At 62.7% G+C, this 21,098-nt stretch carries 16 protein-coding genes; 5 read left to right on the forward strand and 11 right to left on the reverse strand.

Annotated features, from left to right (window positions below):
* Window positions 1-59 precede the first annotated feature (59 nt).
* The 7 genes from J1D76_RS19015 to J1D76_RS19045 form a co-directional block, all read right to left on the reverse strand.
* The gene (locus J1D76_RS19015) at window positions 60-422 is read right to left on the reverse strand and encodes a Na+/H+ antiporter subunit G (protein ID WP_421139831.1); all 363 of its coding nucleotides are present in this window, start codon (window positions 420-422) and stop codon (window positions 60-62) included.
* The gene (locus J1D76_RS19020) at window positions 419-697 is read right to left on the reverse strand and encodes a K+/H+ antiporter subunit F (RefSeq protein WP_421139832.1); all 279 of its coding nucleotides are present in this window, start codon (window positions 695-697) and stop codon (window positions 419-421) included. The genes J1D76_RS19015 and J1D76_RS19020 overlap by 4 nt, the downstream gene beginning before the upstream one ends.
* On the reverse strand, window positions 694-1,182 hold the full coding sequence (locus J1D76_RS19025) for a Na+/H+ antiporter subunit E (protein ID WP_421139833.1): 489 nt from the start codon (window positions 1,180-1,182) through the stop codon (window positions 694-696). The genes J1D76_RS19020 and J1D76_RS19025 overlap by 4 nt, the downstream gene beginning before the upstream one ends.
* Window positions 1,179-2,864, reverse strand: a complete 1,686-nt coding sequence (locus J1D76_RS19030; protein WP_421139834.1) for a monovalent cation/H+ antiporter subunit D — start codon at window positions 2,862-2,864, stop codon at window positions 1,179-1,181. Before J1D76_RS19030 ends, J1D76_RS19025 begins: the two co-directional genes overlap by 4 nt.
* The gene (locus J1D76_RS19035; protein WP_007986256.1) at window positions 2,861-3,205 is read right to left on the reverse strand and encodes a Na+/H+ antiporter subunit C; all 345 of its coding nucleotides are present in this window, start codon (window positions 3,203-3,205) and stop codon (window positions 2,861-2,863) included. Before J1D76_RS19035 ends, J1D76_RS19030 begins: the two co-directional genes overlap by 4 nt.
* Window positions 3,205-6,123: a monovalent cation/H+ antiporter subunit A gene (locus J1D76_RS19040; RefSeq protein WP_421139835.1), complete on the reverse strand. Its 2,919-nt coding sequence runs from the start codon at window positions 6,121-6,123 to the stop codon at window positions 3,205-3,207. Before J1D76_RS19040 ends, J1D76_RS19035 begins: the two co-directional genes overlap by 1 nt.
* Window positions 6,124-6,366: 243 nt before the next feature.
* On the reverse strand, window positions 6,367-7,302 hold the full coding sequence (locus tag J1D76_RS19045) for a DMT family transporter (protein ID WP_421139836.1): 936 nt from the start codon (window positions 7,300-7,302) through the stop codon (window positions 6,367-6,369).
* Between the two features lie 84 nt (window positions 7,303-7,386).
* Between J1D76_RS19045 and J1D76_RS19050 the strand changes: the two genes are divergently transcribed.
* Window positions 7,387-7,950 carry a helix-turn-helix domain-containing protein gene (locus tag J1D76_RS19050; protein ID WP_421139837.1) on the forward strand — a complete coding sequence of 188 codons (564 nt, stop codon included), beginning with the start codon at window positions 7,387-7,389 and terminating at the stop codon, window positions 7,948-7,950.
* A 14-nt stretch (window positions 7,951-7,964) separates the two neighbouring features.
* Window positions 7,965-9,371: an FAD/NAD(P)-binding protein gene (locus J1D76_RS19055; RefSeq protein ID WP_421139839.1), complete on the forward strand. Its 1,407-nt coding sequence runs from the start codon at window positions 7,965-7,967 to the stop codon at window positions 9,369-9,371.
* A 243-nt stretch (window positions 9,372-9,614) separates the two neighbouring features.
* Here J1D76_RS19055 and J1D76_RS19060 read toward each other — a convergent pair whose 3' ends face one another.
* The 4 genes from J1D76_RS19060 to J1D76_RS19075 are packed head-to-tail and all read right to left on the reverse strand — an operon-like array spanning window position 9,615 to window position 15,231.
* The gene (locus J1D76_RS19060; protein WP_421139840.1) at window positions 9,615-11,063 is read right to left on the reverse strand and encodes a curlin; all 1,449 of its coding nucleotides are present in this window, start codon (window positions 11,061-11,063) and stop codon (window positions 9,615-9,617) included.
* Between the two features lie 26 nt (window positions 11,064-11,089).
* Entirely contained in the window at window positions 11,090-11,551 is a 462-nt protein-coding gene (locus J1D76_RS19065; protein WP_421139841.1) for a curlin, read from the reverse strand.
* A gap of 60 nt (window positions 11,552-11,611) precedes the next feature.
* Complete coding sequence (locus J1D76_RS19070) at window positions 11,612-13,849, reverse strand: Ig-like domain-containing protein (RefSeq protein ID WP_421139842.1); 2,238 nt, start codon at window positions 13,847-13,849, stop codon at window positions 11,612-11,614.
* Between the two features lie 35 nt (window positions 13,850-13,884).
* The gene (locus tag J1D76_RS19075) at window positions 13,885-15,231 is read right to left on the reverse strand and encodes a hypothetical protein (protein ID WP_421139843.1); all 1,347 of its coding nucleotides are present in this window, start codon (window positions 15,229-15,231) and stop codon (window positions 13,885-13,887) included.
* 281 nt (window positions 15,232-15,512) lie between these two features.
* Here J1D76_RS19075 and J1D76_RS19080 point away from each other — a divergent pair, with 281 nt between their 5' ends.
* The 3 genes from J1D76_RS19080 to J1D76_RS19090 all read left to right on the forward strand — a co-directional run bounded on the left by J1D76_RS19080 (window position 15,513) and on the right by J1D76_RS19090 (window position 21,030).
* Window positions 15,513-16,958 carry a sensor histidine kinase gene (locus J1D76_RS19080; RefSeq protein WP_421139845.1) on the forward strand — a complete coding sequence of 482 codons (1,446 nt, stop codon included), beginning with the start codon at window positions 15,513-15,515 and terminating at the stop codon, window positions 16,956-16,958.
* 185 nt (window positions 16,959-17,143) lie between these two features.
* Window positions 17,144-19,951: a multicopper oxidase domain-containing protein gene (locus J1D76_RS19085; protein WP_421139846.1), complete on the forward strand. Its 2,808-nt coding sequence runs from the start codon at window positions 17,144-17,146 to the stop codon at window positions 19,949-19,951.
* A gap of 17 nt (window positions 19,952-19,968) precedes the next feature.
* Window positions 19,969-21,030 carry an SCO family protein gene (locus J1D76_RS19090; RefSeq protein ID WP_421139847.1) on the forward strand — a complete coding sequence of 354 codons (1,062 nt, stop codon included), beginning with the start codon at window positions 19,969-19,971 and terminating at the stop codon, window positions 21,028-21,030.
* The last annotated feature ends 68 nt before the right edge of the window (window positions 21,031-21,098 follow it).

The following is a 21,098-nucleotide window of genomic DNA, read 5'->3' on the forward strand; positions in this document are numbered from 1 at the left end:
TACTTGTGGGAGCGAGCCTGCTCGCGAAGAGGCCCGCCCATACACTGAAAATCCCTGATCTAACGACCACTCTCAGTCCGCCGGCTACTCACCTCGGCCGGCACATCATCCCCGGCCATGCGCTTGCGAAACAGCGCCGCCCGAGCCAGCAGCAACGTGGTCACCGGAACGGTCACCGCCAGCAGGATCGGGATCAGCCAGGCGTGCAAAATCGGCGCGGACTTGAGCGCCGAAAAGTAAATGATCGACGCCAGTGCCACGCACCATGCGCCCAGCGTCGAGGCCAGGGCTGGCGGGTGCATGCGCTGGAAGTAGTCTTTCATGCGCAACAGACCGGTGGCGCCGATCAGGGCAAACAGGCTGCCGAGCACCAGCAGGATCGCCACCGGGATCTCCACCCACAACGACAATGCCGTATTCATTCGATCACCTCACCACGCAGCAGGAATTTCGCCAGGGCGAACGAACCGACAAAACCAAACAGCGCAATCAGCAGCGCCGCCTCGAAGTAGGTATCACTGGCATAGCGAATGCCCAGCGCCAGCATCATCAGCATTGCGACGATGTACAGGTAGTCCAGCGCCAGGACCCGGTCCTGGGCCGACGGTCCCTTGAACAGGCGGATCAGGGTCAGGATCATCGCCAGCGAAAAGAGGAACAGGCTCAGCAGGATCGCGTTCGACAGCAGCGGGCTCATTCGAAGATCTCCATCAGCGGGCGTTCGTAGGTCGCCTTGAAGTGCTGGATGAACAGCGCCTCGTCGTCCAGATCGAAGATGTGCAACAGCAGAATGCTGCGGTCCAGCGCCAGCTCCGACCACACCGTGCCGGGCACCACCGTGGTGATCATCGACAAAGCAGCCAGGCCGTTGGCGTCACGCAGGTCCAGCGGGACCTTGATGAACCGCGAACGAGGCGGGCGGCGACCCGCATTCAGCACCTGCCACGCCACGGCAACGTTGGACACCAGCACATCGCGTCCCACCCGCAACACCAGGCGCACAATCACCCACGGCCTGCGGATGCGCACTGGCAGCGGGCGCAGCCTGCGCATCATCAATGGCGCAAAGAAGCCCAGCCCCGCACCCAGCAGCAGGTTGCCGGGGCTGATCGACAGGTTCAACAGCATCCACAGCAGCCACAACGCCAGCGACAGCAACGGAGCCGGAAACAGACGCTTCATGGTTGCACCTGCGGCGTGCTTGCGTGGGGCGGCGGGTTGGGCACGACTTGGGTGTTGAGCACCGCCGTGATGTATTGCTGCGGGTTGTACAAGGCATCGGCCGCCGCCTGGGTGTAGCGCAACAGCGCATCGGCCTTGAAGGTCAGCAGAATGCTCAAGCCCAGCAGCGCGAAGATCGGCACGAACTCGAAGCGTCGCAGCACCGGCGAAGGGCGCTCCGCTGGCGTCCAGAAACGCTGGATGCCCAGGCGCGAGAACGCGATCAGCGAGGCCAGCCCCGACACGATCAACAACACCAGCAGCCCCCATGCCGCATTGGAAATCGGTGCGTCGCCACTGTTGCCCAGGCCGAGCGGATTGAGCAGGGCGCCAATCAACCCGAGCTTGCCGATAAACCCGGACAGCGGTGGCATGCCAATGATCAGTAAGGCACAGGCAATAAAGCTCAGGCCAAGAAACGCCATGGTCCAGGGAATCACTTGGCCGACCACGGCTTTGCGGTCGTCGTCGAGGTTGATGCCCTTGGGCGGGTGCAGCGACTCCAGCGGCCGGGGCAGCAGTTCGGCTTCATCCTCGAGCAGCACTTCGTTGGCCGAGCGCGAGCGCTCGATCAGTTCGGCCAGCAGGAACAGCGTGCTCAACGCCAGGGTCGAGCTGAACAGATAGAACAGCGCCGCACCGACCAGGTTCGGCTGGGCGAAACCGATGGTCGACAACAGAATGCCCGCCGACACCAGGATGCTCAGGCTGGCCATGCGTTCCAGGCGTTGCGCGGCGAGGATCGCAAGGGCGGCGCAGACGATGGTGGCCATGCCGCCGTAGATCAGCCAGTCACCACCATAGAAGGCCGATGCCCCAGCGTCGGTGGAAAACAGCAACGTCCACAAACGCAGCAAGGTGTACACGCCAACCTTGGTCATGATCGCGAACATCGCCGCCACCGGTGCGCTGGCCGAAGAGTAGGCCGGCACCAGCCAGAAATTCAGCGGCCACATCCCGGCCTTGGCCAGGAACGCGACCGCAAGAATTCCCGCGCCGGCGTGCAGCAAGCCGCGATCCGCCGCGGACACCAGCGGGATTTTTACCGCCAGGTCAGCCATGTTCAGAGTGCCGGTGACGCCATAGATCAGCGCCGCGCCAATCAGGAACAGCGACGAGGCCAGCAGGTTGATCGAGATGTAATGCAGCCCCGACGACACCCGCGCCCGCCCCGAACCGTGGAGCATCAAGCCGTAGGACGCGGCCAGCAGCACTTCGAAGAACACGAACAGGTTGAACAGGTCGGCGGTGAGGAATGCGCCGTACAGGCCCATCAACTGGATCTGGAACAGCGCGTGAAAACTCGAACCGGCGCTGTCCCAGCGCGCCATGGCAAACAGCAGGGCGCAGACGCCGATGATGCCGGTCAACACCAGCATCAACGCCGACAAACGATCGACCACCAGCACCAGGCCGAAGGGCACTTGCCAGTTGCTCGGCAGGTACACGCCGATGGAGCCGGGCACGCCGGTGGTCTGGGTCCATTGCAGCAACGCCACGGCAATGCCCAGCCCGAGCAGGCTGGAGAACAGATTGATCTTCGCCTTGAGCGGCCGGTGCTTCTCGCCGAGCATCAGCATGATCGCGGCGGTCAGCAGCGGCAGCAGGATCGGCGCGACGATCAGGTGCGACATCGCCATCATTCCTTGGGCTCCCGGCCGTCCACATGGTCAGTGCCGGTCAGGCCCCGGGAGGCCAGCAACACCACCAGGAACAACGCGGTCATGGCGAAGCTGATGACGATGGCGGTCAGGACCAGCGCCTGTGGCAAGGGGTCGGTGTAGTGCAACAGGTCCTGCGGCACGCCATCCTTGATGATCGGTTCCTTGCCGATGAACAGGCTGCCCATGCTGAAGATGAACAGGTTGACGCCATAGGACAACAGGCACAGGCCCATGACCACCTGGAACGTCCGTGGGCGCAGGATCAGCCAGACGCCGGACGCGGCCAGTACGCCGATGGCGATTGCGATGACTTCTTCCATCAGACGGCTCCCTTGTCGGCAACGGATTTGGGTTGGGCAGCGGTTTTGTGGCCGCGCACTGATTGGTGGGCGAGGGCGGTGAGGATCAACAGGGTTGAACCGACCACCACGCCGTACACGCCGATGTCGAAGAACAGCGCGCTGGCCAGGTGGATGTCACCCAGCAACGGCAACGAGAAATGCCAGGTGTGGGTGGTCAGGAACGGATAGCCGACCACCATCGCCCCCAGCCCCGTGGCCGTGGCGAACAATAGCCCGGTGCCCATCCAGCGCAACGGCCGCAGGCTCATTTGCGCCTCGACCCACTGCGTGCCGGCGACCATGTATTGCAGGATGAACGCCACCGACATCACCAGCCCGGCGACAAAGCCGCCGCCCGGCTGATTGTGCCCGCGCATGAACAGGTAGAACGACACCACCAGCGCCACCGGCAACAGCAGGCGCACCAGCACCGCCGGCACCATCATGAAGCCCAGTGCGGTGTCGCTGGCGTGGCGCGGGTTGACCAGGTCGGTGACCACGTCCGGTGCGAGCAAGCGTTGCTGGGCCGGCAGTTGCAGGCTTTCTTTCGGAGGGCGGAAGCGACGCAGCAGGGCGTAGACCGTCAGGGCCACCGCCACCAGCACGGTGATTTCGCCGAGGGTATCGAAGCCGCGGAAGTCCACCAGCATCACGTTGACCACATTGCTGCCGCCGCCCTCGGGCAAGGCGCGACTGAGGTAGAACGAGGAAATGTCGTTGGGGGTCTGGCGTGTCAGCATGGCGTAGGCCAGCAACGCCATGCCGATACCGACCGTGGTCGACAGCAGCAAGTCGCGGATACGCCGCACGCGCGCCCGACGCAGGCTGCTCGGCAAGGGCGAGACTTCTTCGATTCGCCGTGGCAGCCAGCGCAGGCCCAGCAGGATCAGCACCGTGGTCACCACTTCGACCGCCAGTTGCGTCAGGGCCAGGTCCGGCGCCGAGAACCAGACGAAGGTCACGCAGGTCATCAGCCCGCAAACGCTGACCATGGTCAGGGCCGCGAGACGGTGATACTTGGCTTGATAGGCCGCGCCCAAGGCGCAGGCGATGGCCAGCAACCACAGGGTGACGAACACGATCGAGCCCGGGATTTTCGGCCGGTCACCCCAGTGCAGGCTGCTGTGCAACATGGGGATCAACCCCGCCAGCACGGCGGCGAGCACCACCAGGAACAATTGCATTTGCAGGCGCTTGGTGCCAATCCGCGGTTCCAGGCGACGGGCCAGGCGCACGATGGCGACCAAGGCATATTCGAACAGGTGCTTGCCGTCCAGGCGACCAATGATGGGCGGTCGCTTGAAGCGCCCGCGCTTGAATTGATTGCGCAGTAGCAGGTAGACCACGGTGCCGCAGGACAAGGCGATCAGGCTCATGATCATCGGTGCGTTGAGGCCGTGCCAGATCGCCAGGCTGTATTCGGGCAACGTGCCGCCGACCACCGGTTGCGCTGCCGCCGCCAACAGCGGGCCAACGATCTGGGCCGGGAAGATCCCCACCAGCAGGCACGTGAACACCAGCAATTCGACCGGCGCGCGCATCCAGCGTGGCGGCTCGTGGGGCGTGTGCGGCAAGTCGGTCGCGGGCGGGCCGAAGAACACATCCACGGTGAAGCGCAGGGAGTATGCCACGCTGAAGGTGCCGGCAATGGTCGCCACGATCGGCAGGCTCAACTCGACCCAGCGCGTGGCATTGATGAACACGGTTTCGGCGAAGAACATTTCTTTGGACAGGAAACCATTGAGCAACGGCACGCCCGCCATCGACGCGCTGGCGACCATCGCCAGGGTCGCGGTAAACGGCATCAGCTTGTACAGGCCGCTGAGCTTGCGGATGTCACGGGTCCCGCTTTCGTGGTCGATGATGCCCGCGGCCATGAACAGCGAAGCCTTGAACGTCGCGTGGTTGAGAATGTGAAACACCGCGGCGACGGCGGCCAGCGGGCTGTTTAAACCGAGCAACAGGGTGATCAGGCCCAGGTGGCTGATGGTCGAATAGGCCAGCAAACCCTTGAGGTCGTTCTGGAACATCGCGCAATACGCGCCGAGCAACAGGGTGCAGGCCCCGGCCCCGCTGACGATGTAGAACCATTCTTCACTGCCCGAGAGCGAAGGCCATAACCGTGCAAGCAGAAACACCCCGGCCTTGACCATGGTCGCCGAGTGCAGATAGGCCGATACGGGCGTCGGCGCCGCCATCGCATGGGGCAGCCAGAAGTGGAAGGGAAATTGTGCGCTTTTGCTCAGGGCGCCGATCAGGATCAGCGGCAACAGAATTGGGTAGAGGGCATGGGCACGAATCAGGTCGCCGGCGGCCAGTACCTTGTCCAGGTCATAGCTGCCGACCACATGGCCGAGCAGCATGACCCCCGCCAGCAAACACAATCCACCGGCACCGGTGACCATCAGGGCCATGTAGGCACCGCGTCGCGCGTCGGACCGATGGTGCCAGTAGCCGATCAACAGGAACGAGAAGAGGCTGGTCAGCTCCCAGAAAAACACGATCTGGATCAAGTTGCCGGAAACCACCAGCCCGAGCATGGCGCCCATGAACGCCAGGAAGAACGCGAAAAAACGCGGCACCGGATCGTCCGGCGACATGTAGTAACGGGCGTACAGCGAGACCAGGGTACCAATGCCGAGTACCAGCATGGAGAACAGCCAGGCAAAGCCGTCCATGCGCAGGACGAAATTCAGGCCCAGGCTGGGCAGCCAGAAAAATTCTTCGCGAATCACGCCGCCGTGGGCGATCTGCGGGTACAGGAATGCGACCTGGACGGTGCCGATCAGGGCGACCAGGCCAGCCAACAGGGATTCGGCGTTACGTGCGTTGTGCGGCAACACGGCCGCCAAACAGCTGCCTATGAAAGGCAGAAGCAGTAGAACTATCAGGGACATAGGCTTCTAATCTGCGGAAGTTTGTGAAGCATCATACGTGCCAGCTCCCGGATCGCCAAACGCCAAGCTGTCGCAGAATCCTACACGGTAGACGGAAAAGCCCTGGTTCACATTGTTTCAGTGAGGTGGGGTGCCAGTACTGGCCCCTTCGCGAGCAGGTTCGCTCCTACAAGGGGACGCGCTCCGATGTAGGAGTGAGCCTTCTCGCGATGGCGATTGGTCCGGCGATGCAAAACCCGGGGATCAGCGCTGAGTGTCTTCCTCCAACGCTTCCTCAGCCGCCGTTGCCTTACCCTTGGTCTTCAACTCACTGACAATCACCGCCGTGACAATCAACCCCGCCCCGAGCAGGGCAATCGCCGGCAAGCGTTCCCCGGCGATGCGCCCGACGATTCCGGCCCAGACCGGTTCGCCGGCATAGATCAGGGTAGCGCGGGTCGGCGAGACGCTTTTCTGCGCCCAGTTCATCGCTACCTGAATCGCCGCACTTGCTGCGCCAAGGCCGAGGGCGCTGCACAGCAGCAGCCACGAAAAGTCCGGAATCGCCTCATTGGTCGGCACCACCATCAGGAATGACAGCACCGACGTCACCGCCAGTTGCACCGCCGTCACCCGGCGCACATCGACCTGGCCGGCAAAGGCACTGATCATGATGATCTCGGCGGCAATGGCCACGGCACTGATCAAGGTGGCGATCTCGCCTGGGCTGAAGTTGAGCGAGGCGCCGGACGGCCCGGACACGAACATCAAACCGGTAAAGGCCAGCATGATGCCGATGCTCTGCATCAACCCCGGGCGCCGGCCCAGCACCAGCCATTGCAGCAAGGGCACGAACGGTACGTACAGCGCAGTAATAAAGGCCGATTGGCTGCTGGGGATGCTTTGCAACCCGACGGTTTGCAAGCCGTAGCCGAGCATGATTGCCGCACCGATGAACGAGCCGGCCTTCAGTTCGAACAAGGTCAGGTCGCGCAGGTGCCGCCAGGAGAACAGGGCGACGATGCTCGCGGCGGCGGCAAAGCGCAGGCCGACAAAAAACATTGGGCCGCTGACAGTCATTGCGTGCTGTACCAGCAAGAAGGTGCCGCCCCAGATCATGGTGATCAGCACCAGCACGCACTCGGCCTTGCTGAGCTTTTTAAAACGGGAGGATGCCTTTGGGGAGTTCACCGACGTCATGATCTTGCACGCTACTGGAGGGCGACGCACAATGCGCCGAATGTTGCGCAGTATACTGCCCAACCCCACTCAGTGAGCAATATAGTGCACAAAGATTCTACCCCGAGGACATCGGTCCTCCAGCACGTCAGTCAAAACGTTCGTCGCTTGCGCCATGCCGCCGACCTGAGCCAGACCGCGCTGGCGGAAAAGTCCGGTGTCAGCCGGCGCATGCTGGTGGCGATCGAAGCGGGGGAGAAGAATGTCAGCCTGACCACCCTCGACCGCGTGGCCGAAGCCCTCGACGTCGCCTTCAGTGATCTGATCCAGGCGCCCGACGCCCGCGATCCCAGCCGTATCAACGAACTGGCCTGGACCGGCATCATCCCCGGCAGTCGTGCGGTGTTGCTGTCCAAGGCCCATGCCAGCCGTGAAGTCGAGCAGTGGGAATGGTGCCTGCAACCGGGCGAGGTGTATCCGTCGGAGCCCGACGCCGATGGCTGGAGCGAGCAGATTTATGTCTTCGAAGGCTGCCTGACCGTGATGCTCGGCGACCGGGCGCAGAACATCGCGGCGGGTGAGTTCTTTATGTTCGCCAGCAACCAGCCGCATTGCTATCGCAATGACGGGGCGGTGGCGGCGCGGTTTGTACGTAATGTGGTGATCTGAACAGGAAGTACACGATGGACCAGACCTTGACCCATGACGCCGACATCCTGATTGTCGGCGGCGGCCTCAGCGGAACGATGCTGGCGGCGCAACTGATGCGCCAGTCGAGCCGGCGCCGGGTGCTGGTGATTGAGCCACGGGCCGAATTGGGGCGAGGCGAGGCCTATAGCGCGGTGGAACTGGGCCATACGCTCAACGGCAACGCGGCGCGGATGAGTGTCGACCCGGACAACCCCGATGACCTGACCCAATGGCTGACCGAGTACATCGCAGCTGGCGGCTGGCCGGAGGCGGATCAGCAACCTGTGCCGATCAGCGAACTGTTTCCACCACGGGGGATGTTCGGCCTTTACGCCCGGCAACGTCTGACTGAGGCGCAAGCGATCGGCGCCTTGAACGATTCGACGGTCGAGCATGTGCAGGCCGAGGTGGTCGACTTGCAAGCCGATGCCGATGCCGTGCAACTGACCTTGAACGATGGCCGGCGCCTGCAAGGTGCGTTCGCCGTGTTGGCGACCGGGATGTTCCCCGCTGCGCGCACGCCACAAACCCAGTCCAGCGGCTTGAATGCGGCGGCCCTTGATCCGTGGGACGTGGCGACCATGCGGCAGCTCGATCCGCAATCGACGGTGCTGATCATCGGCTCGGGCCTGACCATGGTCGATGCCGTGGTATCTCTGGAGCAGGCCGGGCATCGCGGGCCGATCGAGGTGTTTTCCCGGCACGGCCTGCTGCCCCACGTCCGCCGCCAGCCGCCGGCCTGGGTGGATTTTCTCGCCGAGGATCCAGGCATCCGCACCCCGCGCCAATTGCTGCGCGAACTGCGTCGGCATTGCCAGGACGCGATCGCCCAGGGCATCGACTGGCAGGCGCCACTGGACACGGTACGTGCGCACATCGGTCGCTTGTGGCATCAGGCGACGGATGTGCAGCGCCGGCAATTCGTGCGGCATGTGCGGCCATGGTGGGAAAGCCATCACCATCGTTCGCCACCCTTGAGTGCCGAGTTGGTGGCGCGTCTATATAAAGAGGGGCGATTGCGCATTCATGCGGCTTCTTTCAAAGGGCTTGAGCCGACCACAGGCGATGGCGTTTGTATTCGCTTGAGGCGGCGCGGTGAGGGACAGACCTGTGTGGTCAGCGGTGCCGCCCTGATCAACTCCAGTGGCATCGAATACGACTGGCGCCGGGTCGCGCGGCCGTTGCCGCAGCAACTGCTCGCCCGTGGCCTGGTCAAGCCTGGACCGTTGGCTTTGGGCATTGCGGCTCAGGTCGATGGCAGAGTCCTGGACGCTGAAGGTCAACCCGTCAGCCGACTGTTTGCCATGGGGCCGCCGTTGCGCGGCATGTGGTGGGAAAGCACGGCCGTCACCGACGTGGCGAGCCAGGCCAAGGCGTTGGCCGAGCGACTGGTGCGCTGAAACGCACCTTTCTGACTGCACCGGCCCCTTCGCTGGCAAGCCAGCTCCCACAGGGTTCTCGGGTGTTCGCGGCATTAGTGTCCGGCACAGTCCCTGTGGGAGCTGGCTTGCCAGCGAAAGCGTCCTTCAGCCAACACCGATGTCGACTCAGCCACCCCTTCAAAAGGGTGGACACCCAACCACCGCGAAAACGCAAAAAACCGCGACCTCTCACCCAGAGGCCGCGGTTTTTTTGCCGCGCGATTATTGCTGCAACACGGTTGCCTGGTTAGCCGCACCATATTGCTGCACGGTCGCCGTCTGGGTCATGCCGCTCTGGTCGACGTTGGCGATGTTGCCAGTGCCGCCCTGGGTCACGTAGGCCACGTTCATGGTGTCAGCCTGTTTGACGGTGATCATGTTGTCGCTGCCATACACCTGGTCGGTGTAGGCCCGGTTGCCGCTGCCGGACTGGTCGAACTGGGTGATGTTGCCTGTGCCGGAGGTGCTGCCCATGGCCAGGTTGGTCTCGCCGCGCTGGTCGGAAATCAGAATGTTGTCGCTGCCGTTCTGGTCGAAGTACAGCTCGTTGTAGGAGTCGTCCTGATGGATCGTGGTTTTGTTGCCAGTACCGGTCTGGTTGGTACTGACGATATGGCCCGCGCCGTTCTGGGTGAAGTTGGCGACGTTGTCCGAACCGTTCTGGTTGATGGTCGCACGCTGATTGGTGCCGAACTGGCCACCCTTTTGCGGGCCTTTCCAGTTGCTGGCATAGACCTTGTTGCCATTGCCCACGGAGGTGGCGTTGAGCACGTGGCTGTCACCGCTCTGATAGGTGAAATGCACGTTGCTGTTGCCTTGCTGGTACAGCGCCAGGGTCGAGCCGATGGATTCGAACTGGTCGGCATAAATGGCGTTGAGGTCACCGACCTGCAGCACCGTCGCCACGTTGCTTTCGCCGAAGCTCTGGTCGACCACGGTTTCGTTGGTGTCGCCGATCTGGGTCACGGTCGCCTTGCTGGCGATCTGGGTGTCTTGCCAGACCTCGGTGCCGTTGAGGTTGCCGAACTGGTTGATGGTCAAGGTGCCGCCCTGGCCATTGCGCTGGTCGCCATAGGCATAGTTGCCATCGCCAGACTGGTTGATGTCCATCTGCGCGCCGTTGTGGAACACCTGCTCGGCGGTGCCGTAGTTGCCGTTGCCCTGCTGGGTGATGGTCGCCTTGTTGCCGACGCTCAGGTCCATCTGTTCGATATTGGCTTCGTTGTTGTCACCGAACTGGAAGGTCTTGGCCGAGGTGCCGTCCTGGCTGTCCTGATAGATGAACGTGAAGTTGCCGTTGCCTTGCTGTTGTTGCAGGGCTTCGCTGCCACCCACACCGATTGACTGGCTGGCATGGGCCGTGTTGGTCTCGCCGTTTTGCAGCTGGGTGATGGTGCTGCCGTCCTCGAACAGTTGCTCGGCGTAACCGGCGTTGAAATTGCCGACCTGGTTCTGGTCGATGGTGCTGGAGGCGGTGTCCTGCACGGCCGCCGCATCGTTGCCTTCACCCAATTGCTGCTGGTTGGTGGTGCTGGCCGGGGCCAGGTTCTGTTTCACATCGGCGATGTTGGCGGTGCCGTTTTGCAATTGATTGGACACGCTGTCATCGGCCATCGCCTGGGCACTGACGATGACCAGGATGGCGGCGGTGAGGGGACTGAATTTGAACATGATGGAACCTCCAAGTGGTGCAGTGCTTAGCGATATTGTTTGACCGAAACGCTCATGCCGTTGCCGGACTGGCTCACGGCGCTTTGCAGCCCCGTGCCGGCCTGGTCGATGCTGGCGCTGTTGTTATTGCCGTTCTGGGAGATCTGAGCGCGGTTATGGCTGCCGGTCTGGGTAATCGAGGCCTCGTTGCCGGAACCTTGCTGGTTGATCATCGCCATCAGGTCGCTGCCTTGCTGCAGGATGTAGGCTTCCTGATTGCTGCCCGACTGCACGATGGTCCCCAGCAACGACTGGCCGTTCTGTTGCAACAACGCAACGTTGGCCTGGCCGTTCTGGTCGATCAGCGCGTGCTGACCGATCGGTGGCGGCATCTCGCCGAGGTCGCCACCGGGGCCCAGGTCGTCGTTTTCCATCAAGTCGTCGGCGCGCACACCGGCACTGCTGCAAAGCAGGAGCAGGCAGAGCAGGGCGGCGGTCGACGTTTTCATGGCGAACTCCCTGATTGTTCGGTTGGCCCCACCGGCTGGACCGGCCGGTGGGGCGAGCGGTTACTGCACGGTGACGGCGACGTTGCGCACCGAACCCGGTGTGGATCGGATGGTGGCCGTCGGGTTGAGCGCCGGGGCGACCGTGGTGTTGGTCACCGTCAGCGTCCACCGGCCGGTGATCGCTACGGTTGCCGTGCCCAGGGTGACCAGGCCGGCTGGCGTGGTGACCTGGACGGTGACCGTGTTGCCGAGGATCGTCGACGAGGTACCGGTAAAGGCCCAGGTGAAGCGGTTGCCGGCACGGGCAGTGACGGTGGCTCCGGTGACGTTGAAGGCTTCCAGCACCAGCGGTGGCGACACCTGCACCGTGACGGTGGCCGGTGCCGACAAGGCGCCGAAACTGTCTCGGGCGATGTAGGTGAAGGTTGTGGTGAACGGCGCCAGGACCACGGCCGGAGGCGTGTAGGTGACCGACGTGCCGTTGATGGCCACCGTGCCGCGACCGGCTGCGGGCTGGGTGACACTGGCGATGGCCAGCGGCAGGTTGCCTTCCGGATCGGTGTCGTTGGCCAGCACGTTGATCGACACCGGCACGCCCTGGGTTGCAACGCTGTCGTTGACGGCCACCGGTGGCTGGTTAGGCGCAACGGTGATGGTCACGGTGGCAGGATCGGTCGAGGCCAGGCCTTTGGCGTCTTGCGCCTTGTAGGTGAAGGTCGTGGTCAACGGTGCATTGACGACGGCGGGCGGGGTGTAGACCACGTTGTTCACTGCCATGGCCACCGTGCCCTGGCCCGCGGCCGGTTGGGTCAGCGCGGTGACGCTCAGTGGCACGTTGCCGTCCGGGTCGCTGTCGTTGGCCAGCACGTTGAGCGTGACCGGCACCCCGAAAGTGGTGCTGCCCACGTCATTGACCGCCAGTGGCCGCTGGTTCTGGCCACTGTCCGGTGCCGTACCGACCACGACGACCGGTTCGGTGTCGTTGCCGCCAGCGGCCGATTTGACGGTCACCGTTGCCGGTGGCTGGGTCATGTCAGACACAGACAGGGTTTGCAGCAGGCCGTTTTTCGACAGGCGCCCGTAACCCTGGGCGACCATGTCCGGCACCACGACTTCGTCGGTGGATGTGGCTTCGATCAGCAGTTTGTGATTGCTCCAGTCGTAGCGAGCGGTCTGGATTTTCACCACGTCCGAAAGCTTGCTCGACACCGCGGTCGGGCGAGTGGTGCCGGCAGGGTTGGTGGCGGTGACCACCACGACCGGCGGCACGGTGCCATTGGTCAGCAGGTGATGGGCGAAGAACATGCCGTTGTTGTCGCTGACCATCGTGGTCTGGCAAGGCGACACCGGCGGGCCGGGCACCAGCGCAATGCTTTCGCGAAAGCACAGGGTCGAGCCGTTGGGGGCCTTGGCAAATACTTCGACCCGGGTGTTGCTGCCGCCCGCGGCTGTACGGCGGTAGGTGGCGCGGTTCATGTCCACGGCGGTTTGTGCGCGGGTGTCGAGCACCTTGCCGGCCACGGTGAACAGGTTGGTCTGGAGGGTTCCGGCGGGACCCTGTATGCGCACGAAGTTGGTGTTGTTGGGGCTGCCGGTGATTTGTTCGGTGAGGTTCGGGTCGCCAATGAAGGTCTCGACCGACCCCGTATCGGGGTTCACCTCGGTGTAGGGCGCATTGACGCTGCGCACGAAAGGCCCGATCGCGCCGGCCAGTACCCCGGTGAAAACCCCAGGTGCTCCGATGCCGACGTCCTTGGTGATGTTGATCGCACGACGGCCGGGGGTGGTGACATTGACGGTTTCCACGCCATAGGGGTGGGTGATGGTGTAGGTCCCGGCGACGGGGATGTTCACCCGCATGCGAATCCGCGCGAAGCTGATCTGGTCGCCGTCGAGCGGGTTGCCACCGGCAAACGCTGCCTCGATCCCGGCGACGTAGGCGTCCATGCCGTAGCCAGCGGCGTTGTTGGGGATGTTGGTTTCGGCGAGGAACCAGAAGGCTTCGTCCGGCCAGTTATCCGGGAACACCATCGGCAGGGTGTCATCGAAGATGCCGGGCGTCGGCAACAGGGTGCACATGTAGGCCGGTGGCGTAGTGGCGCCGACCCGCGAGCTGACGGCGCGTGACTGGCACAGTTCCATCGACAGTTGATTGGTGTCCTGGTACCAGATCGGGAATTTCCCGGTGGCAAAGGTGTAAGGGCCTGGATCGACCGCGGCAAGTTGCGCAAAAGCGCTGCCGGATAGCGACAGAGTCAGTCCCAGGGCGTTGACCGCCGAGCGTGGCCATTTGTTCATGATGCCTCCTGATGAGGATCTGGGCATGTGAGCGTTCATTGCACGATGACCACTTCTTCGGTGTCGCTGCCGCCATTGGCTGACGTCACGCGAACCTGGGCTGGCGGGATCGGCGAGATGCCGGTAGCCAGGGTTTTCACGGCGCCGTCGCCGCTCAGGGCGCCGATGGCGAGCCCCGTGCCGGTGGTGGCCGTGAGAGCCGGAGGCGAAGTCTCATCGCTGGTCGAGGCCACGATGGTGATTTGCCCGCTGCTCAGGCTGTATTCGGCACGGGTGATGGTCACCAGGTCAGTCAGTGGCATGGGCAAGGTGGTCGGCGTGCTGCTGGCGATGGCCAAGTGGTTGTCGGCGGTCACTTGCAACGTGCTGGGTATCGACGGGTTGGTCGGCGACTGGGCGTACCAGTGGCCGGTGGTGTTCGCTTCGGTGAAGTTCAGCACCGGGTTGTTGCTGTCCAGGGTCGCGGTGCCTGGCGGTGGCGGGGCCAGCACGAATACGTCTTGCTGGGCCACCGGTGCACTGGCGCCGGCATGCCGCGAATAGGTGCCGCGTTCGGCGATGACCGGGGTTGGCCGCACCACCGCAGAAATCTTCCCGGAAACGGCAAAGAGGTTGGTCCGCAAGTCCAGGCCATTGGGGCCTTCGATGCGCACGAAGTTAGTGTTGAACGGGCTACCGGTAACGGGCTCGGTGAGGTTCGGGTCGCCAACGAATGTTTCGGCCTGGCCGGTAATCGGGTTGGTCTCGATGTAGGGCCCATTGACGCTGCGCAGGAACGGCCCGACGTCGCCCTTGAGCGCACCGTTGTAGGTGGCCGGGGCCCCGATGCCGATGTCCCGGGTCATGTTGATCGCCCGGCGCCCAGGGGTGTCGACAGTGAATATCTCAACGCCGTAGGGGTGGGTGATGGTGTAGGTGCCGGCGGTGGGCACGTCGATGCGTATACGGATACGGGCAAAGCTGATCTGGTCGCCCTCTGCTGGATCGCCGCCACTGAAGGCGGCTTCCAGTGCCGAGACGTAGGTCAGGTCGATGCCGCGAGTGGCATCGACGAGGGTGGTTTCACCGGTGGCCCAGAACGCTTCGTCGGGGAAATTGGTCGGGAAGACCATCGGCTTGGTGTCGTCGAAAACACCGGGTGCCGGAATCAAAGAGCACATGTAAGTCGGGGCGCCGGGGGCACTGGGAACCCTGGAACTGACAGCCTTTGACAGGCACAGGTCAAGGGTTCGGCCGTGGGTGTCTTGATACCACGCGGCGAAATTACCATTGGCGGGCAGGTAGGGTCCTTGGTCGACGGCAAACAACGCTGCCTGGGCAATGCCTTGGGCTAGAGCGGTCACGACCAGGGCGGTCGCGGTTTTGCACAGTAAAGGGTGCATGAGTATTCCCTCTATCGAAGTACCTGCCCCTTGGGGATGGGTCAGTTGACAGGTCTTCGGCAACTTCCGTACCAATCAGTAAAAACGCCGGTGAGAGGCCCGGCCTACAGGCGTTGGCGGGGTGCCGGAGGAAAAACCACGACCATGCGCAACGGGCACCTGTCCCCAGGTTTGGGGGTAGATGGGGCGGGCGGGGAGGGTGGGGAATCGGGGAACCCAGGTTCGGGCAAATGGCCCTGAGTAGGCTATAAAGCAATTGGGGTTTACCGGGAACCGCGTCCATGAACACGATCGCCAAAGCGCTTGCGACTGACAGCGAAATTTACCTGAGCGCGCGCAAGCAGCCCTTCAACCTGCTGCGCTGGTTTTCGCTGATCAGCATGGCGGTGATCGGCACCGTGGCGGTGGCGCTGGGGGCGGTGTCCACACGGTTTGTCATCACCGAAAGCGTACAGCGCGATGCGCTTCTGACCTCGCAATTCATCCAGGCGATTGCCTCGGCCGAACGGCGTCACGTGTCGATTCCCAACATCCGGACCATGGGCGAGTTGCTCGACCCACGCAAAGACAAGAACTTTCCCGACGTCGATCCGCTGGCCCGCGCCAGCGCCCGTGGTGAATTCCTCGACCATATCGAGCATTTGCCGGACGTGATCCTGGCCAATATCTATGCCCCCGACCGAATGGTGATCTGGTCGACCAACCCGGCCTTGATGGGCACCACGATCCATTCCGATGAAGACCTCGACCACGCTTTCGAATCGAAGATTCCCGTGTCGGCCAGCTACCACGACGTCGACAAGTCGCGCATGGAACAGAAGTTCGTGGTGCCACCCGAATACATCTTCATCGAAAACTACATCCCCTTGTTCGATGCGGACGGCACCACCGTCACAGCCATGGTCGAGATCTACAAGGAACCCCAGGACCTGATCAACCGCATGGAGCGCGGGCTGGTCTTGATCTGGCTGGCGACGGCCCTGGGCGGTGGCCTGATTTACCTGGGCCTGTACTGGATCGTGCGGCGCGCCGCGACCCTGCTGGCGGCGCAGCAGAAGCAACTGATCACCAACGAAACCTTCGTCGCCTTGGGTGAGATGTCCTCGGCCGTAGCCCACAGCTTGCGCAATCCGCTGGCCACCATCCGTTCCAGTGCCGAGCTGGCGCTGGAGTTCGACAACGGCCCGGCGCACAAGAACATCAACGACATCATCGGCCAGGTCGATCGCATGTCGAAATGGGTACGCGAGTTGCTCCAGTCGCTGCGACCGCTTAACGACGAGGCTGAACCGGTGAATCTGGTGGCGGCGCTGCATGACAGCCTGATGGCCTATGAGCATCAAATCGCCAGAGCCAAGGTCGACGTGGTGTTCGAACCGGCCCAGACGCCGATGGTCCTGAGCCAGCAGGTGCAGCTGAACCAGATTCTCAACAGCCTGTTGTCCAACGCGGTGGAAGCGATGGAGGGCGGCGGCACGCTGACCCTGCAGATCGAGCCGCGCGATGAGCAAAGCGTGGCGCTGGTGGTCAGCGACACCGGCAAAGGCATGACCGAAGAACAGCGCACCATGGCCTTCCGACCCTTCTTCACCACCAAGCAGGGCGGTTTGGGTGTCGGACTGGTGCTGGTCAAGCGGATCATGGAGCGTTTCGGCGGTGCCGTGGCCCTGGAAAGCCGTGAAGGCGAGGGCACTTCAGTCCGTCTGTCGTTTAAGTTGATCCCCTGATATCGGGGATGAACTATCCCCGTTAGCGGGTGTCAATCCCCAGTCGTTTGCCCGGTCATGGCACATTGATGTTGATAAGCCATTGTTTTGATGGGTGTTAATACTTTTGTATAAGACAGTTACAAAATTGGCGAGGTCCTTGCAAAACCACCAGTACCCCCTTCACGACTTCGAGGCGGCTGGTGATGGACACAAAAGCGCGGTACTCCTTCAAACGGTTAGGACTGATAACGCCATTGGGCGTCCTGCTGACGATGACGCTGGGAACAGCGACACTGCGCGCCAGCCCCATCGATGACGAACGACAGCCAGAACCTTCCGATCCTTCGGCTTACTACGACGAACCCACCGACGAACCGGCGGCACTGAATGCCATTTTGAGCATGCCGGAGGCCAACCAGGATTCCTTCGATTTGCCTGACGGCGTCAAAGGCACACGCGATACCACCCGGTCGGAAAACATTCTTCCGCCTGCCCAGCAAACCAGTTTCAACTACCCCACTAACGGCAAGCCCAGCCCGTTGTTTGGGGCCCAGCCCTTCACCCAGCAGATGCTGCTGTTCGAAGAATTCGGCCCGGAAAAACTCGACCCCACCACGCCGGCGGCGCAACTGCCGTTTCCACCGCCGGGGATTGGCCCGTTGCCGCAACAAGACCCCACCAGTGTTGCCCGCAGCGCGCCACCCAGCGCCGCGCTGGATGCCTTCATGCGCCAGCCGGGGCTGACGCCGTTCCCCAGCCAGTATGCCAACGAGGTGGATCGCAACCCATGGCAGGCGCAGATCGAGGTCTTCCTCAACCGCCATATCGGCTCGTCCGCCGAAGGTCGTCCGCCAGGAAAGGGCTGGTCGCACCAGCGCTGGAACGAGTTCTACCCGCAGAACGCCTACAAGACCGTGCAGACTGGCATCCGCACCAACGGCGGCTTGCGTGACACTGTGCAAATGCACCACTACGCCGTGGGTGAGTTCGGCCCCGGCGGGCTGTATCACAACGTCGCCGGCATCGCGGCAACGGACGGGACCTCCAAGGGCGTCGAGCCGCGCCTGCACCCGCTCATGCCAGCGCAGAACCACAACTCGGTGTGGACCTTCGACGGCACCCTGCCGCCGAAACTGTTGATGGTGCGCTACGGTCAGCCTGTGCTGATGCGCCATTACAACGGCTTGCCGATCGACCCGGCGGCCAACATGGGCTTTGGTCTGCACACCATCACCACCCACGAGCACAACGGTCACGCCCCGGCGGAAAGTGACGGCTATGCCAACGCGTTCTTCTTCCCCGGGCAGTATTACGACTATCGCTGGCCGATCCAGCTCGCCGGTTACGACACCATCAACACCACCGCGACAGACCCACGCGCCGCGTTCCCCTGCGCGCCGGGCGAAACCCTGTGGACCAACGACACAAGCCCGGGCAAGAAAACCTGCGACCACGGCACCATCAAGATCCGGGGTGACTGGCGCGAGACCATGAGCACCCACTGGTTCCACGACCACATGCTCGATTTCACCGCGCAGAACGTCTACAAGGGCAACGCGGCGATGATGAACTACTACAGCGCCCTGGACCGTGGCAACGAATCGGTCAACGACGGTGTCAACCTGCGTTTCCCCAGCGGCAACGCCTTGCCATGGGGTAACCGCGACTACGACGTCAACCTGGTGTTCGCCGACAAGGCCTGGGATCAGAACGGTCAGCTGTGGTTCAACCCGTTCAACACCGACGGCTTCCTCGGTGACCAGGTGATCGTCAACTGGGGCTGGAAACCGACCCTGGACGTGCGTGCCCGCAGCTACCGCTTTCGCATGCTCAACGGCTCGGTGTCGCGCTACTACAAATGGGCACTGGTGCGTGAAATCAAAGGCACCAGTGGCGAGTTCCAGGGCCCTAAAGGCTCCGGTTTGTCCTATGCCCGGGTGCCGTTCCACATGATCGCCAACGACGGCAACATCATGGAACACGCCGTTCCTTTCGACGGCACCATGGACCTGGACGCTGACGGCGACAAACAGAACCACAACGCGATCCTGCCGACCCAGGGCATCGCCGAGCGCTTCGACATCGTCGTCAACTTTGCCAAGAACGGTATCAAGCCAGGGGACAAGATCTTTTTTGTCAACTTGCTGGCTCACGACGACGGCAAGGGTCCGAAGGAACCGATCCCGCTGGGCGACGTGCTGTCGGAGAAATACCTGGCCGTGATCAAGCAAACGAGCAAAGGGCCGCAGTGGGACAAGGGCGACCCGGCAGTGGGCAAGGTGTTGCAACTCAACGTCAAGGCCTACACCGGGCAGGACCTGTCCATGGACCCGTCGCTGTACGAACCGGCTAAACCGGGCAAGGCGGAAGGCCTGGTGATGATCCCACTGAAGATTCACCGCGACAACGCGGCCGACAAGGCACTGCTGGCCAATGCCCGTCACCGCAGTTTCATTTTCGGTCGTTCCGACGGCACCGACGAAGCACCGTGGACGGTCAAGACCGATGGCGGCTTCGGCTTCCACATGGACCCTCGGCGCCTGAACGCGGCCACCCAACTGAAAAACGGTCCGACCGACGCCGGCTCCACTGGCTTCGGCACCCTGGAGGTGTGGAACATCAAGCTGGGCGGCTCAGGCTGGAGCCATCCGGTGCATGTGCACTTCGAGGAGGGGATCATCCTCAGCCGTGGCGGCAAGGCACCACCGGAATGGGAAAAATGGGCGCGTAAGGACGTGTATCGCATCGGCTCGGAAAAGGATGGCCTGGACAACGTAGAGATGGCGATCAACTTCCGTGAATTCGCCGGGACCTACATGGAGCACTGTCACAACACCCAGCACGAGGACAACTCCATGCTGCTGCGTTGGGACATTGAGAAGCCCGGTCAATTCCAGTTGATGCCAACACCGCTGCCCAGCTGGGATGGAGTGCGCTACGTGAACTCGGCCGCTCTGCCAACCTTCCGCACTGGCGATGGCCTGGGCCCTAAAGTGGCGGTCAAACCTTGAACAGGGAGGGTGTCGACATGAAGCTGCATTCACCACGCTCGCGAGCCTTGGGCATGCACCTGGCCTTGATGTTGGTCACCGGTTTGCTGGCCAGCCAGCTGCTGGTGGCGAGCCAGGCACCGTCGACGCCCGTCTCTGAGCCAACGGCCGCGCCAGCGGCGGCGGCCGTGGCTGAATCCGCCACCCCCTGGGGGGCGGGATATTTCCCCAACACCCTGCTGACCGACCAGGACGGTCAGCAGGTGCATTTTTTCGATGACCTGATCAAAGGCAAGGTGGTGGTGATCAACTTCATCTTCACCTCGTGCAGCGACTCCTGCCCACTGGAAACCGCACGGTTGCGCCAGGTGCAGAAATTGCTGGGCGATCGGGTGGGCAAGGACATTTTCTTCTACTCCATCAGCATCGACCCTTTGAGCGACACCCCCGCGGTGCTCAAGGCCTATTCGCAACGCTTCCAGGTGGGGCCTGGCTGGAAATTCCTCACCGGGGAGTTCGCCGACGTCACCGAACTGCGGCAGAAACTGGGGTTGTTCATCGAAGGCGTCGACAACGGCCGCAGCAAGGACCACAACCTGAGCCTGATCGTCGGCAACCAGGAAACCGGGCGCTGGATGAAGGCCTCGCCGTTTGAAAACCCGTGGATTCTGGCCGATCAGCTGGCCAACACCTTGCAGAACTGGAAACAGCCCAGTGCTGAAGAAAGCTACGCCAACGCACCGCAAATTCGCCCGCCGAGCAACGGTGAAGAGCTGTTCCGCACTCGCTGCGCCTCGTGCCACAGCCTGGGCCCGCTGGACGGGCAGGGTATCGGCTTGCGCAGTATTGGCCCCGACCTGATCGGCGTCACCCGGCAGCGCGATCCGGTGTGGCTCAACCGCTGGATCCGCGAGCCGGACCGGATGCTGGCCGAGAAAGATCCAATCGCGATGGACATGTTCGATCGCTTCAACAAGATCCCGATGCCCAACCTGCGCATGGACGAGCATTCCGCGCAGTCGATCATCGAATTCCTGCAGCAGGAAACCGACCGCCAGCATCCCCCCGTGGCGCCAGAGAATATGACCCAGGTGCAATAGTATCGAAATAGTTACGTGAGCCAGCCAATTGCTATCAATGTTACCTACACTGATTCGAAGTACGGCTG

The sequence above is a fragment of the Pseudomonas sp. NFX15 genome (genome assembly GCF_049132105.1).
Lineage (GTDB): Bacteria > Pseudomonadota > Gammaproteobacteria > Pseudomonadales > Pseudomonadaceae > Aquipseudomonas.

Excerpts from the sequence above, each read along its gene's own strand:
- J1D76_RS19015 (WP_421139831.1), bottom strand. The coding sequence starts at position 422 with ATGAATACGGCATTGTCGTTGTGGGTGGAGATCCCGGTGGCGATCCTG.
- J1D76_RS19020 (WP_421139832.1), bottom strand. The coding sequence starts at position 697 with ATGAGCCCGCTGCTGTCGAACGCGATCCTGCTGAGCCTGTTCCTCTTT.
- J1D76_RS19025 (WP_421139833.1), bottom strand. The coding sequence starts at position 1,182 with ATGAAGCGTCTGTTTCCGGCTCCGTTGCTGTCGCTGGCGTTGTGGCTG.
- J1D76_RS19030 (WP_421139834.1), bottom strand. The coding sequence starts at position 2,864 with ATGATGGCGATGTCGCACCTGATCGTCGCGCCGATCCTGCTGCCGCTG.
- J1D76_RS19035 (WP_007986256.1), bottom strand. The coding sequence starts at position 3,205 with ATGGAAGAAGTCATCGCAATCGCCATCGGCGTACTGGCCGCGTCCGGC.
- J1D76_RS19040 (WP_421139835.1), bottom strand. The coding sequence starts at position 6,123 with ATGTCCCTGATAGTTCTACTGCTTCTGCCTTTCATAGGCAGCTGTTTG.
- J1D76_RS19045 (WP_421139836.1), bottom strand. The coding sequence starts at position 7,302 with ATGACGTCGGTGAACTCCCCAAAGGCATCCTCCCGTTTTAAAAAGCTC.
- J1D76_RS19055 (WP_421139839.1), top strand. The coding sequence starts at position 7,965 with ATGGACCAGACCTTGACCCATGACGCCGACATCCTGATTGTCGGCGGC.
- J1D76_RS19060 (WP_421139840.1), bottom strand. The coding sequence starts at position 11,063 with ATGTTCAAATTCAGTCCCCTCACCGCCGCCATCCTGGTCATCGTCAGT.
- J1D76_RS19065 (WP_421139841.1), bottom strand. The coding sequence starts at position 11,551 with ATGAAAACGTCGACCGCCGCCCTGCTCTGCCTGCTCCTGCTTTGCAGC.
- J1D76_RS19070 (WP_421139842.1), bottom strand. The coding sequence starts at position 13,849 with ATGAACAAATGGCCACGCTCGGCGGTCAACGCCCTGGGACTGACTCTG.
- J1D76_RS19075 (WP_421139843.1), bottom strand. The coding sequence starts at position 15,231 with ATGCACCCTTTACTGTGCAAAACCGCGACCGCCCTGGTCGTGACCGCT.
- J1D76_RS19080 (WP_421139845.1), top strand. The coding sequence starts at position 15,513 with ATGAACACGATCGCCAAAGCGCTTGCGACTGACAGCGAAATTTACCTG.
- J1D76_RS19085 (WP_421139846.1), top strand. The coding sequence starts at position 17,144 with ATGGACACAAAAGCGCGGTACTCCTTCAAACGGTTAGGACTGATAACG.
- J1D76_RS19090 (WP_421139847.1), top strand. The coding sequence starts at position 19,969 with ATGAAGCTGCATTCACCACGCTCGCGAGCCTTGGGCATGCACCTGGCC.